Genomic DNA, 13685 nt, shown 5'->3' with positions numbered 1-13685 from the left:
TCATTGAACACGGCAGCTTTGGCGCCGCCGCCAAGGCGCTCAGCCTGACGCTGGCGGCCGTGTCGCTGCGCATCAAGTCGCTGGAGGCCGCGCTGGGGCAGCGCTTGCTGGTGCGCGGCAAGCAGGTGCGCGCCACCCCCGCCGGGCAGGCGCTGCTGGGCCATGTCAAGCAGGTGCGGCTGATGGAGTCCGACCTGATGGCCGGCTTGCCGGGCGGCGGTGCCGGCATGCAGACCCTGAGCGTGGCGGTCAACGCCGACTCGCTGACCAGCTGGTTTTTGCCCGGCGTGGCCAGCGCGCTGCAAACGCACCGCCTGCTGCTCGATGTGGTGGTCGACGACCAGGACCACACCCATGACGCGCTGAAAAGCGGCGACGTGGTGGGCTGCGTGACCACGCTGGCGCAGTCCATGCGCGGCTGCGTGGCCGAGCCGCTGGGCATCATGCGCTACCGCTGCGTGGCCGCGCCGGCGCTGATTGCCGCCTGGGGCGGGGCGCTGCCGCACGGCATGCTGCGCAGCCCGGCAGTCATCTTCAACCGCAAGGACGCCTTGCAGGACGCGTTCCTGGCGCAGCATTTCAATTTGCAGGGCGCGCTCTACCCGCGCCACTTCGTGCCGGCGGTCGATGCGTTCGAGCTGGCGCTGGCGCTGGGCCTGGGCTGGGGCATGGTGCCCGACATGCTGCTGGCAGCGCGCCCCGCCGGCCTGCCGCTGCAGGAAGTGCTGCCCGGCCACCCGGTCGACGTGGTGCTGTACTGGCAGCACTGGGCGCGCGAACCGCTGGCCGCGCAACGGCTGACACAGGCCATCAAGCGGGCTGCCAGCGAGCGTCTGCTGCAGCACTGATGCCGGTTTCGCCGTCGCGTGCCTGGCGGCGATAAAGTTTGTATAAAATACGGCTTTAGCCACGTAACCACGGGAACTTGTAGCTATAAAAAAAGTAGCGTTGTGCACTCGCCCGCTGCGGCAGGCCGGTGGCGCCTTCCTGCCGCAGCCGCGCCCGGCGGCCGTCACCGTAAAATCGTCCGATGCTCTCGATTAAAAAAGACCTGCTCGCAGCCCTGGCTGACGCGCTCGAACAACTCTCTCCCGGCGCCGGCACCAAAGCCGCTTTTGAATCCCCCAAAGTGGCGGCCCACGGCGACTTCGCCTGCACGGCGGCCATGCAGCTGGCCAAGCCGCTCAAGCAAAATCCCCGCCAAACGGCCGAAGCCCTGCGTGCGCTGCTGTTGCAGGCGCCGGCCTTTGAGCGTTGGGTGGAGGCGATTGAAATTGCCGGCCCGGGCTTCATCAACATCCGCCTCAAACCCGCAGCCAAGCAGGAAACCGTGCGCGAGGTGTTGCAAGGCGGCGCCCAGTACGGCCGCGAGCCTGCGGGTAGCCAGCCGCGCATGATTGTTGAGTTTGTATCGGCCAACCCGACCGGTCCGCTGCATGTGGGCCATGGCCGCCAAGCCGCGCTGGGCGACGCGATCTGCAACCTGTTTGCGACCCAGGGCGCCCAGGTCTGGCGCGAGTTTTACTACAACGACGCCGGCGTGCAGATCCAGACCCTGGCCACCAGCACGCAGGCGCGCGCCAAGGGTTTCAAGCCCGGCGACGCCGACTGGCCCGAGCTGGCCTACAACGGCGACTACATTGCCGACATCGCCGCCGACTTCATGGCGGGCAAAACCGTCAAGTCCGACGACCGCGAATTCACAGCATCAGGCGACATCGAGGACATGGACTCGATTCGCCAGTTCGCCGTGGCTTACCTGCGCCACGAGCAGGACCTGGACCTGCAGGCCTTTTCGGTCCGTTTTGACAACTACTACCTCGAATCGAGCCTGTACAGCTCGGGCCGCGTCGCATCGACCGTGGCCAGCCTGAAAGACGCCGGCAAGACCTACGAGCAGGACGGCGCGCTCTGGCTCAGGTCCACCGACTACGGCGACGACAAAGACCGCGTGATGAAAAAGAGCGACGGTACGTTCACCTACTTTGTGCCCGACGTGGCCTACCACCTGGCCAAGTGGGAGCGCGGTTTTGCCAAAGCCATCAACATCCAGGGCATGGACCACCACGGCACCATTGCCCGGGTGCGCGCCGGCCTGCAGGCGGCCGATGCCGGCGTGCCGCTGGGCTACCCCGACTACGTGCTGCACACCATGGTGCGCGTGGTGCGCAACGGCGAAGAGGTCAAGATATCCAAACGCGCCGGCAGTTACGTCACGCTGCGCGACCTGATTGAATGGACCAGCGCCGACGCCGTGCGTTTCTTTTTGCTCAGCCGCAAGCCCGACACCGAATACATCTTTGACATTGACCTGGCGCTCGCCAAGAACAATGAAAACCCGGTGTACTACGTGCAGTACGCGCACGCCCGCATCTGCTCCATCCTGACCACCTGGGCGGCCCAAGGCGGCGACGAAAACCTGCTCAAGGACGTGGACCTGTCCGCGCTGTCCAGCCCGCAGGCCCAGGCCCTGATGCTGCTGCTGGCCAGGTACCCCGACATGCTCAGCCATGCGGCCAGCGGTCTGGCGCCGCACGACGTGGCGTTTTACCTGCGTGAACTGGCGGCCTGCTACCACAGCTACTACGACGCGGAGCGGATCCTGGTGGACGACGAGGCGGTCAAGCTGGCGCGGCTGGCGCTCATCGCGGCCACTGCGCAGGTGTTGCACAATGGCCTGGCGGTGCTGGGCGTCAGCGCCCCGCGCAAGATGTAAACCGGATTGACCGTATTGATGACTTCAGATTTGGGCAAGGAAGCTGGGCAAGGTATGAAAAAACAACGAGGTGGAACCCTGCTGGGGATCATTATTGGCACCCTGATTGGCCTGGGCGCCGCGCTGGCCGTGGCGGTCTACATCACGAAGGTGCCAATTCCCTTCATGAACAAGAGCCAGCCCCGCAACCCCGACGGTGATGCGATGGAGGCCAAAAAGAACCGGGACTGGAACCCGAACGCCGGGTTGGCCGGGAAAAACGTCGCCAAACCGCCGGCCCAGGCGCCGGCCCAAGCGGGCGATGTCATTGCGCCTGACCCGGACGTGGTGACGGCACCCAAACCCGCTGCATCGGCTGCCGCCAAGCCTGAAAAGTCCATCAAACCTGCCAAGCCTGCCGCTTCCGCGGATCCGCTGGGCGATCTGGCCAACGCCAAGGCGCAGGAGCCCAAGGCCAGCGCGGGTCCCGATCCGTTCAGCTATTTCATCCAGGCGGGCGCCTACCGCACGCCGGAAGACGCCGAGCAGCAGCGCGCCCGATTGCTGCTGCTGGGCATGCAGGCCCGGGTGACCGAGCGCGAGCAGTCGGGGCGCACCGTGTACCGCGTGCGCGTGGGGCCGTTTGATAAAAAAGACGATGCCGAAAAGGTCAAGGAACGGCTGGACAACAACTCCATCGAGACGGCCCTGGTCAGGGTTCAGCGATAAGTGGTTTGAACTTTTCCGGGCTGGCGTGTCAAATCTTTACACCGGGTAAATACGCCATCATTGCTGCACTGTTACGGTCAAGCGTTAATGCCCGGCTGTCCCTGCCATCCCCGTTATTCCAGGAGAAAAAATTGATTCAACGACGTGAGTTTTCGCTTTCAGCCGCTTCCGTAGCGGCCGCAGCCACCTTTGGCGCCGCCGTGCTGCCCACCGCAGCGCAAGCCCAGGCCAGTGCCTTCAAGCAGGGCACTGATTACCTGGCGCTGGACAAGCCCGCGCCGACCGAGGTCGCCGCGGGGCAGGTTGAGGTCGTGGAGTTTTTCTGGTACAGCTGCCCGCACTGCAACAGCTTTGAGCCGCAACTCGAGGCCTGGGCCAAAAAACTGCCCAAGGACGTCGTTCTCAGGCGCGTTCCCGTGTCCTTTCGCCCCGATTTCGAGCCGCAGCAGCGTCTCTACTACGTGCTCGAAGGCATGGGCAAGGTCGAGGAACTCCACAAAAAAGTGTTTTATGCCATTCACGTGGAAAAGCAGGCGCTGAACACAGCCGCGCTGGTCACTGCCTGGGCCGAAAAGCAGGGTATTGACAAGGCGAAATTCACCGAGATGTACAACTCGTTTTCCGTCAGCACCAAGGCCCGCAAGGCCACGCAGCTCCAGGACACCTACAAGGTGGACGGCGTACCGGCGCTGGGCGTGGCCGGGCGTTACTTCACGTCCGGCTCACTGGCGCAAACCATGCCGCGCGCGCTGCTGGTGGCCGACTACCTGGTGGGACTTTCTCGCGGCAAGGCGTGATCATTTAGTCCTGTAGCGGCCGGCCTCCTTTGCGGAAAAGGCTGGACGCTATGGAAGGCAATCCCCTGAGCCCGGATTCCCGGCATCAGGCATCCGTCAATTGACCCAATGGCCGTGCAGGGCTGCTGCCGGGCTTGTCACGGTTACGGGCCACCATGAAATCGCCCCGATTGAAACTGCGGCGGATGGCCTGTAGCCCGGGACAAGGCCTGAAGGGCCAACCGCAAGACCTCGGCTCACCGAGGCCACTTCAATGCCGGTGCTAACCAACCAGCCAGGATCGCAATTAAGCGTTAAGGTTCTCGCATTGCCGTGCAACAAAACATGTGGTCTGGATCCTCGATATGACACACTCTAAAAGCTGGACCGGGCCGCGCGCGATCACGGCGAAGGGGCTCTGGTGCGGACCGGTCCTTGGCCTGCTGCTCGCCGGGCTGGCTGGCCAACCGGCGCTGGCGGCGGAGGCCGCTGCACCATTGCCTGGCGCAAATCCCGGGCACCCGGCGGCGCAGTCTTCCCCGGTTCCCGCCGTTACCGATGCGCCGGGTGCGTATTTTCCGAAGCGGGCGAATTTTGGCCAGGCGAGCCCATCCCGGGAGGCCAGGCATGTGGCGGACTGGGTCGTTGATTCGGGCGACAACGGCAGCCTGCCCTTTGTGGTGGTCGACAAGGTGGACGCCCGGGTGTTCGTATTTGAGCCGGGCGGCCAGCTGCGTGGTGAATCGCCCGCGCTGCTTGGCCTGGCCATTGGCGATGAAGCGGTGCCGGGCATAGGCCAGCGCAAGCTGTCGAGCATTCGCCCCGAGGAGCGCACCACGTCCGCCGGCCGCTTTGTGGCCGCACAGGACCGCAACCTGCAGGGCAAGGAAATTCTCTGGATCGACTACGATGCCGCGATTTCGCTGCATCCGGTGGTCACCGGCACCGCCAGGGAACGCCGGGCCGAGCGCCTGGCCACGCCCAGCCCGCTGGACAACCGCGTCTCCTATGGCTGCATCAATGTGCCGGTCCCGTTCTACAAGAATGTGGTTGGTCCGGCTTTTACCGGCACCGACGGCATTGTGTACGTGCTGCCTGAAACCCGCTCGGTCCGCGAAGTCTTCGGCTCGTATGACGTCGATGAGCGCGCACGCCTTAAGACGGCAGGCCAGGCCTGGCCGTCACAGGGCGCCAAGTGATCCTTGTGGCTTGAGTAGGCGCCGCCACGGCGGCGCAGGCCCCGGCTTCGGAAATGTCAATAATTGCGCCCCAGGCGCATTCCTCCCGTCGGCTTGGCTACAATGGCAAGATTCACCATGCAGCAAGATTCGTGCCTTATGAAAAAATCCTTTTTCTCCCTGCTCCTGATCGCCGCGCTGGCGGCGGGGGCTGCGTCTGCGGCTCTTGCTGAAACCGCCGACCGCGACAAGCCCATGAATGCCGAGGCCGACGCCCTGCGTTATGACGACCTGAAGCAGTCCAGCGTGTTCACGGGCAACGTGGTCATCACCAAGGGCACGACCATCATTCGCGGCGAACGCGTGGACGTGAATCAGGACCCCGAGGGCTACCAGCAGGCTGTGGCCATTGCCGCACCCGGCAAGCTGGCCTTTTACCGGAAAAAGCGCGATGGGGTGGATGAGTACATTGAAGGCGAGGGCGAGCGCATCGAATACGACAGCCGCGCCGACAACGTCAAATTCATCGGGCGCGCCGTGATGCGCCGCTTCAAGGGCGCCACGCTGTCCGACGAAACCACGGGCAGCCTGATTACCTACAACAACGTCACCGACGTGTTCACGGTGGATGGCGGCGCGCAAAACCGCACGGCCGCCAACCCAAGCGGGCGGGTCCGCGCCATGCTGTCGCCGCGCGCTGCCGTGCCGGGCGCCCCCGTGCCGCCTCCCGCCGGGCCCGTGCCCAGCCTGCGCCCCAGCACCACGCTGGGCAACCCTACCAATTAGAGAGCCTGCATCCGATGAATCGGGAGACTGACACCAACGCAACCGCCACCATCCCCGCTGCGCCCAGCCGACTGGTGGCGCAGGGTCTGCAAAAAGCCTATGGCAGCCGCAAGGTGGTCAAGGATGTTTCGCTGACCGTGGAAAAAGGCGAAGTCGTGGGCCTGCTGGGCCCCAATGGCGCGGGCAAGACCACCTCGTTCTACATGATCGTGGGCCTGGTGCGGGCCGACGCCGGTCAAATTTCCATCGACGGCCAGCCAATCGAGCACATGCCGATTCACCAGCGTGCCCGGCTGGGGCTGAGCTACCTGCCGCAGGAAGCGTCTATTTTTCGCAAGCTCACGGTGGAGCAGAACGTGCGCGCCGTGCTCGAATTGCAGCAGGACGACAAGGGCAAGCCGCTGACCCCGGCCGCCATTGATGCGCGGCTCGATGCCTTGCTGAAAGATTTGCGGGTCGATCATTTGCGCGACTCGCCCGCCCCCGCGCTGTCGGGCGGCGAGCGCCGCCGCGTGGAAATTGCGCGCGCCCTGGCCACACAGCCGCGCTTTATCTTGCTCGACGAGCCGTTTGCCGGCATTGACCCAATCGCCGTGATCGAGATCCAGCGCATCATCGGGTTCCTGAAAGCGCGCGGCATTGGCGTGCTGATCACCGACCACAACGTGCGCGAAACGCTGGGCATTTGCGACCACGCCTACATCATCAGCGACGGCCATGTGCTGGCCAACGGCACCCCGGCCGAGATCGTGGACAACGCCGATGTGCGCCGCGTCTATCTCGGCGAACACTTCAAAATGTAGCCATGCGTTCCCCCCCGTTGTCGCTCACTTCGTGTAGCTCCCTCCCCCCTGAGGGGGCCGTCACCTGCGGCCCGGCACAGCCGTGGACGAATTCCCCCCCGTTAGGGCTCACTTCGTGTAGCCCCTCCCCCCTCAAGGGGGCGACGCCTGCGGCCCGGCAAAGCCGGTCCCGCCGCGCCTGCTTGCAAAACGCGCCGCAACGTCTCTTATCAACTGACTGGAGCTAGGGTGAAACAAGGGCTTTCACTTCGCGTCTCGCAGCATTTGGCGCTCACGCCGCAGCTGCAGCAGTCGATTCGCCTGCTGCAGTTGTCGACGCTGGAGCTGAGCCAGGAGGTCGAGCAGATGCTCGATGAGAACCCGTTCCTGGAAATCGCTGAAGAGGCCGCCGTGCGCGAGGACTTTGGCCTGGAGCAGACCGACACGCCGGTCAGCCAGGACATTCGCGAATTTGAGTCTGCTACTGTTTCCGTCGCTACAAGCCAGAATGACGCCGAATCCAGCACCGAATCCAGCCAGGAGCCCACGCTGGAAGAAAGCTGGGAAGGCGACGGCTCGGTCGAGTCATCGCCCGATGACAGCGAGTGGGGCGGCGACGCGCCCGCGCGCAAGAACAACCTGGACGACAGCGACGCCGAAGCGTCCGACCTGACCGGCGCGCATGTGTCGCTGCAGGACTATTTGCACCGGCAGGCGCTTGGCCTGCGGCTGTCCGAGGTGGACCGCGCGGCGCTGCATTTCCTGATCGAGTCGCTCAACGACGACGGCTATCTGGAAGACAGCCTGGCCTCGCTGGCCGCCGGCCTGGCCGGCAGCGACCTGGAGCAGGCCGAGGAGCTGGAGCAGCATTTCGCCATCACCCTGAAGCTGCTGCAGCACATGGAGCCGGCCGGCGTGGGCGCGCGCCACCTGGCCGAATGCCTGAGCCTGCAGCTGCGCGATGCCGAGCCCAGCGACGAAACCCGCGCCGCGCTGGCCATGTGCCAGCAGCCCATGGAACTGCTGGCCAAGCGCGACGTCAAGCGCCTGGCCCATTTGTGCGGTTTTACCGACGACGTGATCAAGGGCGCCATTGCCGTGATTGCCCGGCTGGACCCCAAGCCCGGGCGCCGTTTTGTCAATGTCGAGCGCAACCTCATCGTGCCCGACGTCATCGTCGTCAAATCGGGCCGGGGCTTCAAGGTCTCGCTCAACCGCGAGGTCATGCCCCGCCTGCGCGTGCAGGACATGTATGCCAACGCGCTCAAGCAGCACAAGGGCCAGGGCGGGCAGGCGCTGCAGCAGCGGCTGCAGGAAGCGCGCTGGTTCATCAAGAACATCCAGCAGCGCTTTGACACCATCCTGCGCGTCAGCAGCGCCATTGTGGAGCGGCAAAAGAACTTCTTCACCCACGGCGAGCTGGCCATGCGCCCGCTGGTGCTGCGCGAAATCGCCGACGAGCTGGGCCTGCACGAGTCCACCATCTCGCGCGTCACCACGGCCAAGTACATGAGCACGCCGTTTGGCACCTTCGAGCTCAAATACTTCTTTGGTTCGGCGCTGGGCACCGAGACCGGCGGCAACGCCTCCAGCACGGCGGTGCGCGCGCTGATCAAGCAGTTTGTCGCGTCCGAAAGCACCAAAAAGCCACTGAGCGACAACCAGATTGCCGAAATGCTCAAGGAGCAAGGCATTGAATGCGCGCGCCGCACCGTGGCCAAGTACCGCGAAGCCCTGCGCATTGCGCCCGCCAGCCTGCGCAAAGCCCTCTAGGCGGCCGCGCTCTTCGCCATTTTTTTACCGTCACGCCGAATGCCCCCGCGTCACGTCCTCATTTTTAAAGCCATACCATGAATCAACTTCAACTATTTTTGCCCTGCGCCGCCGGCGTCGAAGCCTTGCTGGCCACCGAAGTCCAGCGCATCACCGGCACGCAGGGCAAAGCCTGGCGCGCCGGCGTGCAGCTGCAGGGCTCCTGGCGCGACGCGATGAAGCTCAACCTGCACAGCCGGCTGGCCCAGCGCGTGCTGATCGAGCTGCAGCACTGCCAGTACCGCAGCGAGCAGGACCTGTACAACGCGGCCGCCAACGTCGCCTGGGAAATCTGGTTCACGCCCAAGCAGACCTTCAAGGTCGAAATCACGGCGCAGCACAGCCCGCTGCAAAGCCTGAACTTTGCCGCGCTCAAGGTCAAGGACGCGATTGCCGACCGCTTTCGCCACAAGTTCAACGACGTGCGCCCCAGCGTGGACACCCACTGGCCCGACGTGCGTGTCTATGTGCACCTGACCACCGACACCGTGACGATCTACATCGACACCTCGGGCGAGCCGCTGTTCAAGCGCGGCTGGCGCGAGGACAAGGGCGACGCGCCGCTCAAGGAAACGCTGGCCGCCGCCATGATTGCCGCCAGCGGCTGGGACCAGCTGTGCAAGGACGGCGTGCCGCTGTACGACCCCTGCTGCGGCTCGGGCACCATCGCCATCGAGGCCGCGCAGATCGCCTGCAACATCGCCCCCGGCATCAACCGCAAGTTTGCCTTCCAGAAGTACCTGCCGTTCCAGGGCCATGTCTGGGAAGGCCTGCTCGACCAGGCCGAGGATGCGATCACCGAACCCACGGCGCCGGTGTATGGCAGCGATGTGTCTTTCCGCATGGTCGACTTTGCCGAGCGCAATGCCGAGCGCGCCGGCGTGGCCAATGCCGTGCAGTTTCGCGGCGGCGACGCGCTGCAGCGCATGCCGCCAGCGCCCACTGGCGTGATGCTGGTGAACCCGCCCTACGGCGAGCGCATTGACGTGGCGGGCGTGGCCGGTATTTCAGGCGTTCAAAGCCGCAACCAGCGCGACGAGCGCGGCCAGAACGTCGACGATTTCGGCCAGCCGCTGCGCCGCCCCGAAGCCGCAGAAGCCGCACAGGCCCCGCGCGACCGCTCCGCCAACCCCGGCCGCGAGCAGGCGCAGGACGCCTGGGGCGACGAGGCCTCCGACTTCTTTCCGCAACTCGCCGCGCACTGGAAAAAGAACTACGCCGGCTGGACCGCCCACATCCTGACGCCCGACCTCAAGCTGCCCGGCAAGATGCGCCTGAAGGAATCGCGCCGCGTGCCGATGTGGAACGGCCCGATCGAATGCCGGCTGTTCCGCTTTGACATGGTGGCCGGATCGGCCCGCGCCAAGCAGACAGACCAGCCCGCCACGCCGCGCCGTGACGACTGAGGCCTGCCAGCCCGTCGTGCTGGACACCAACATCGTGCTGGACCTGTTTGTGTTCGCGGACGCGGCGGCACAACCCCTCCAGCAAGCGCTTGAAGCCGGCGAACTCGACTGGATCGCCACGCAAGCCATGCGCGACGAGCTGGCGCGCGTGCTGGACTACCCGCAAATCGTGCCGCGCCTGGGTTTTTACCAAATCACGGCCGAACAGGTGCTGGCGCAATTTGACCGCCACACCCGCCTGCTGGCCGTTGCCGTCAAGGCCCGCCTGACCTGTAGCGACCCCGACGACCAGAAGTTCATTGACCTGGCCGTGGCCGGACAAGCCCTGCTGCTGAGCAAGGACCGGCATGTTCTTTCGATGTCAAAAAGGCTGGTGGCCCTTGGCGTGCGGGCGCAGTCCGCTATTTAAAGGGTAGCGATTCGTTTAGTCCGGCGGCCGTGCCGCGCTGCATGTTGACCCGCTGCAGCAGCGCCAGCCCGATCACAAAAAAGCTGCCGGTCGCCAAAATCGCCAGCCGGTGGTTGTTGTGCGTCAGCCAGGTCACCAGGCCGTAGGTGACGGGGCCGATGATGGCGGCCAGCCGCACGGCAAAGGTCCACAGCCCAAAAAACTCGGCCAGCCGCGCCGCCGGAATCAGGGTGCCGGCCATCGCCCGGCCGCCGCTTTGCGACGAGCCCATGGCCAGCCCGGCCAGCGTGGCCGCCAGCCAGAACATGGGGCGCGATTCCGTTAAAGCGGCAATCAGCACCATGGCAATCCAGACCAGCAGCGTCATGGCCAGCGCCGGCTTGTGGCCCAGCCGGTCCTGCCAGTAGCCAAACGCAAACGCGCCGACGGCCGCCGCAATGTTCACGACGAACACCAGCGCCATCGTCTCGCTCTGCGAGAACTTCATCGCCTGGTCGGCATACACCGCCGCCAGCGCAATCACCACGGCAATGCCGGCCTGGTAAAACACCGCGCACAGCAGCAGCCGCTTGAAGTCGGTGTAGGGCTGCGCCTGCCGCCAGCTGCCCACCAGCGCGGCCCAGGCCGAGCTTTTGGCCGGTGCCGTGCGCTGCGGCTGGGCGCGTTCCTTGAGCAGCGCAAACGTCACCAGCGCGGCCGCGCCATAGACGGTGGCCGTGATCAGCATGGTGACCGGCACAAAGTCGGTGGCCGCCTGGCCCTGTGCCTGCGCGTGGAGCACATAGGCCAGGCACAGCCCCAGCGACAGCATGCCGCCGAAGTAGCCAAAGCTCCAGCCCCAGCCCGACACCTTGCCCATCGCCTCATGCCGCGCCAGCTCGGGCAAAAACGCCGCCGTCAGCGACTCGCCGACCGAGTAAAAAAAATTGGACAGCACAATCGCCGCCACCGCCAGCCACAAATCGCCGCGCCCCGTCAGCGCTAGCGCGCCGGTGGTCGCCACGCAGGCCGCTGTTGCCAGCATCAGCAGGCGGCGCTTGGCCGCGTGCGCGTCGGCCCACGCGCCCAGGGCCGGCATCAGCAGCAGCACCAGCAAATTGGACGCCGACAGCGCCAGCGTCCAGGCCAGCGTGCCCCATCCAGCCCCGTTGGCCACCACGCCAATGAAGTAGACGTTGAACACCGCCGTGAGCACCACGGTGGTGTAGCCCGAGTTGGCAAAGTCGTACATGGCCCAGCCAAAAACCTCCCGCCTGGCCACGCCGGGCTTGAGTGCGGAGTCGTCAAAAATCGCCATTGGGTTTCTTTCTGGATAAAGGGGCGGCAAAGTGTGCGGCAGATGGTAACGCCATCACGCCAGCAATAGTGGTGCGCGACGGCACCCGGGCAAGCCTTGCGGCGCAAGCGCCCGGAGCGCGGCAGATACACTCTTGCACCATAAGAGCCTCATGCGAGGCTCAGGACTGCATTGCCATGACGACATCACCGACATCACCTGTTATTCCCGCCACCCCTGCCACCTCCGACCTGTCTGCCGAGGCGGTGTGGATGGAAACCGAAGACTTTGACGAGCTCGACGCCATCCTGGACGACTTGCGCAGCCGCTACGACGAAACGCCGCAGTGGGAATTCTGCGAAGGCTTCATGGCCGCCGTGGTTTGCTCGCGCCGCCCGATTGCTGCTGACGAATACCTGTCCGTGCTGCTGGGCACGCCGGCCGAAGGCGAGGAGGCGGACGCCGAAAGCGGCTCCTTTGCCAGCGATGCACAGCGCGAACGCTTCCTGGCGCTGTGGAATCAGCGCTGGAACGAAGTCGTCACCGCGCTCGACGCCGAAGTCAACTCGCTTGAAGACGAGGCCTGCTACCACCCCGAAGTCATGGACATTCGCGGCGCCGTGGCCGACATGCCGCCCGAGGAGCAGGCCGCGTTCAAGGACGAAGACCTGCCCGCCTTTGCCCAGGTGTGGGCGCTGGGCTTCATGTTTGCCGTGGAAAGCTGGCCCGACGAATGGATGGCCCCGCGCGACAAGGACGCCGCCAAATGGCTGGACGGCGCGCTGCAGGCCATCGTCGCCATGAGCGAAGACGACACCGGCCCGCGCGAAGTGTCCCCGCTGAGCGAAGAAGGCACGCCCAGCACCAGCATTGCCCGGCTCAACGCCTTCGGCGAAGCGATCTGGGCCGTGTACGACCTGCGCGAGTTGTGGAAAACCATGGGGCCGAAAGTCGAGACCATCCGCAAGGAAGCCACGCCGGGGCGCAACGATCCTTGCTCGTGCGGCAGCGGCAAGAAGTACAAGAAGTGCTGCGGGGCTTGAAGATCAGGGCTGGTTGCTGCTGATTTTTTAGCGTCGGGGCATCTGCGCAGCTTGCTGCGACGCATGCAGCGCCTCCATCTGCCGGTCCTGCCAGCGCCGCAGCAGCGTCACCGCCACCGTCGCCCCGATCAGCGCATAAAACATGTCCGACTGCGTGTCCCACGGGTCGCCCTGCGTGCCCAGGAATTCATCGGCGCCCTGGCCCAGCGCCAGCGCGGAGGCCCATTCGACGAGTTCGTACACGGCGCTGATCGCCATGGCGGTGCAGACCGCGAGAAACGCCGCCATGCCCTGGTGGCGCAAGTAGCCGCGCTGCAGCAGCACTTCGCGCGCCGCCATGGCGGGCACCAGGCCCTGCATGAAATGGCCGATCTTGTCGTAGGGGTTGCGGCCCAGGTCAAGCGCATCCTGCAGCCAGAAACCCATCGGCACGCGCGCGTAGGTGTAGGCGCCGCCCAGGATCAGCACCAGCGCGTGCAGGGCAATCAGCGCGTACAGCAGCGTCGTCAGCGGATAGCGGCGCCAGGTGGCCAGCAGCACCGGCGCGGCCATCAGCACGGGCGCGACCTCCATCAGCCAGGTGCCCCGGTCATAAGGCGCCACGCCCGACCACAGCAAGGCCGCCAGCACCAGCAGCCCCAGTACGGCCAGCAGGCGGGGGCGTCGTCCTGAAATAGTTACGGTGTCGGTGGCCATGGATTGCTCGCTGGAGTCGGTTGAAAAAATGGGGCAGTGCCCCGCGCCAGTATGTCGCAAAGCCATGGCACCGCCTGCCGCGGGCTGAAAATCAAGC

General features: G+C 65.2%; 13 protein-coding genes. 11 read left to right on the top strand and 2 right to left on the bottom strand.

The genetic code is table 11. The features are described from left to right. The first annotated feature begins 2 nt into the window (after positions 1 to 2). The 10 genes from IV091_RS08360 (at position 3) to IV091_RS08315 (ending at position 10573) form a co-directional block, all read left to right on the top strand. A complete protein-coding gene (locus IV091_RS08360) occupies positions 3 to 848 on the top strand; it encodes an HTH-type transcriptional regulator ArgP (protein ID WP_293467489.1) in 846 nt (281 codons plus the stop codon). 182 nt (positions 849 to 1030) lie between these two features. After that, positions 1031 to 2716 (top strand): arginine--tRNA ligase, encoded by a 1686-nt coding sequence (gene argS / locus IV091_RS08355; protein ID WP_293467487.1) that lies wholly within the window; start codon positions 1031 to 1033, stop codon positions 2714 to 2716. Between the two features lie 54 nt (positions 2717 to 2770). After that, the gene (locus tag IV091_RS08350) at positions 2771 to 3424 is read left to right on the top strand and encodes an SPOR domain-containing protein (RefSeq protein ID WP_293467485.1); all 654 of its coding nucleotides are present in this window, start codon (positions 2771 to 2773) and stop codon (positions 3422 to 3424) included. Between the two features lie 134 nt (positions 3425 to 3558). Further along, entirely contained in the window at positions 3559 to 4221 is a 663-nt protein-coding gene (locus tag IV091_RS08345) for a thiol:disulfide interchange protein DsbA/DsbL (protein ID WP_293467494.1), read from the top strand. A gap of 344 nt (positions 4222 to 4565) precedes the next feature. Next, positions 4566 to 5399, top strand: coding sequence for a hypothetical protein (locus IV091_RS08340; RefSeq protein WP_293467482.1), 834 nt, complete (start codon positions 4566 to 4568; stop codon positions 5397 to 5399). A gap of 138 nt (positions 5400 to 5537) precedes the next feature. After that, entirely contained in the window at positions 5538 to 6164 is a 627-nt protein-coding gene (lptA, locus tag IV091_RS08335; protein WP_293467480.1) for a lipopolysaccharide transport periplasmic protein LptA, read from the top strand. A gap of 14 nt (positions 6165 to 6178) precedes the next feature. Next, positions 6179 to 6967 carry an LPS export ABC transporter ATP-binding protein gene (gene lptB, locus IV091_RS08330; RefSeq protein WP_293467478.1) on the top strand — a complete coding sequence of 263 codons (789 nt, stop codon included), beginning with the start codon at positions 6179 to 6181 and terminating at the stop codon, positions 6965 to 6967. Between the two features lie 228 nt (positions 6968 to 7195). Beyond that, on the top strand, positions 7196 to 8719 hold the full coding sequence (locus IV091_RS08325; RefSeq protein ID WP_293467476.1) for an RNA polymerase factor sigma-54: 1524 nt from the start codon (positions 7196 to 7198) through the stop codon (positions 8717 to 8719). A 77-nt stretch (positions 8720 to 8796) separates the two neighbouring features. Then, positions 8797 to 10164, top strand: a complete 1368-nt coding sequence (locus IV091_RS08320) for a THUMP domain-containing protein (RefSeq protein WP_293467474.1) — start codon at positions 8797 to 8799, stop codon at positions 10162 to 10164. After that, positions 10154 to 10573 carry a putative toxin-antitoxin system toxin component, PIN family gene (locus IV091_RS08315; RefSeq protein ID WP_293467472.1) on the top strand — a complete coding sequence of 140 codons (420 nt, stop codon included), beginning with the start codon at positions 10154 to 10156 and terminating at the stop codon, positions 10571 to 10573. The genes IV091_RS08320 and IV091_RS08315 overlap by 11 nt, the downstream gene beginning before the upstream one ends. Here the strand turns inward: IV091_RS08315 and IV091_RS08310 are convergent. Beyond that, positions 10566 to 11870, bottom strand: a complete 1305-nt coding sequence (locus IV091_RS08310) for an MFS transporter (RefSeq protein WP_293467470.1) — start codon at positions 11868 to 11870, stop codon at positions 10566 to 10568. The two genes, IV091_RS08315 and IV091_RS08310, sit on opposite strands and share 8 nt — an antisense overlap. A gap of 176 nt (positions 11871 to 12046) precedes the next feature. On the opposite strand from IV091_RS08310, the gene IV091_RS08305 reads away from it, so the two are divergent. Continuing rightward, positions 12047 to 12892, top strand: coding sequence for a UPF0149 family protein (locus IV091_RS08305; RefSeq protein WP_293467468.1), 846 nt, complete (start codon positions 12047 to 12049; stop codon positions 12890 to 12892). Between the two features lie 27 nt (positions 12893 to 12919). On the opposite strand, the gene IV091_RS08300 is transcribed toward IV091_RS08305, so the two are convergent. Then, complete coding sequence (locus IV091_RS08300; RefSeq protein ID WP_293467493.1) at positions 12920 to 13588, bottom strand: DUF2238 domain-containing protein; 669 nt, start codon at positions 13586 to 13588, stop codon at positions 12920 to 12922. Between the last annotated feature and the right edge of the window lie 97 nt (positions 13589 to 13685).

The sequence above is a fragment of the Polaromonas sp. genome (assembly GCF_018780625.1).
Lineage (GTDB): Bacteria > Pseudomonadota > Gammaproteobacteria > Burkholderiales > Burkholderiaceae_C > Polaromonas.
This window is presented reverse-complemented; position numbering and strand designations above follow the sequence as displayed.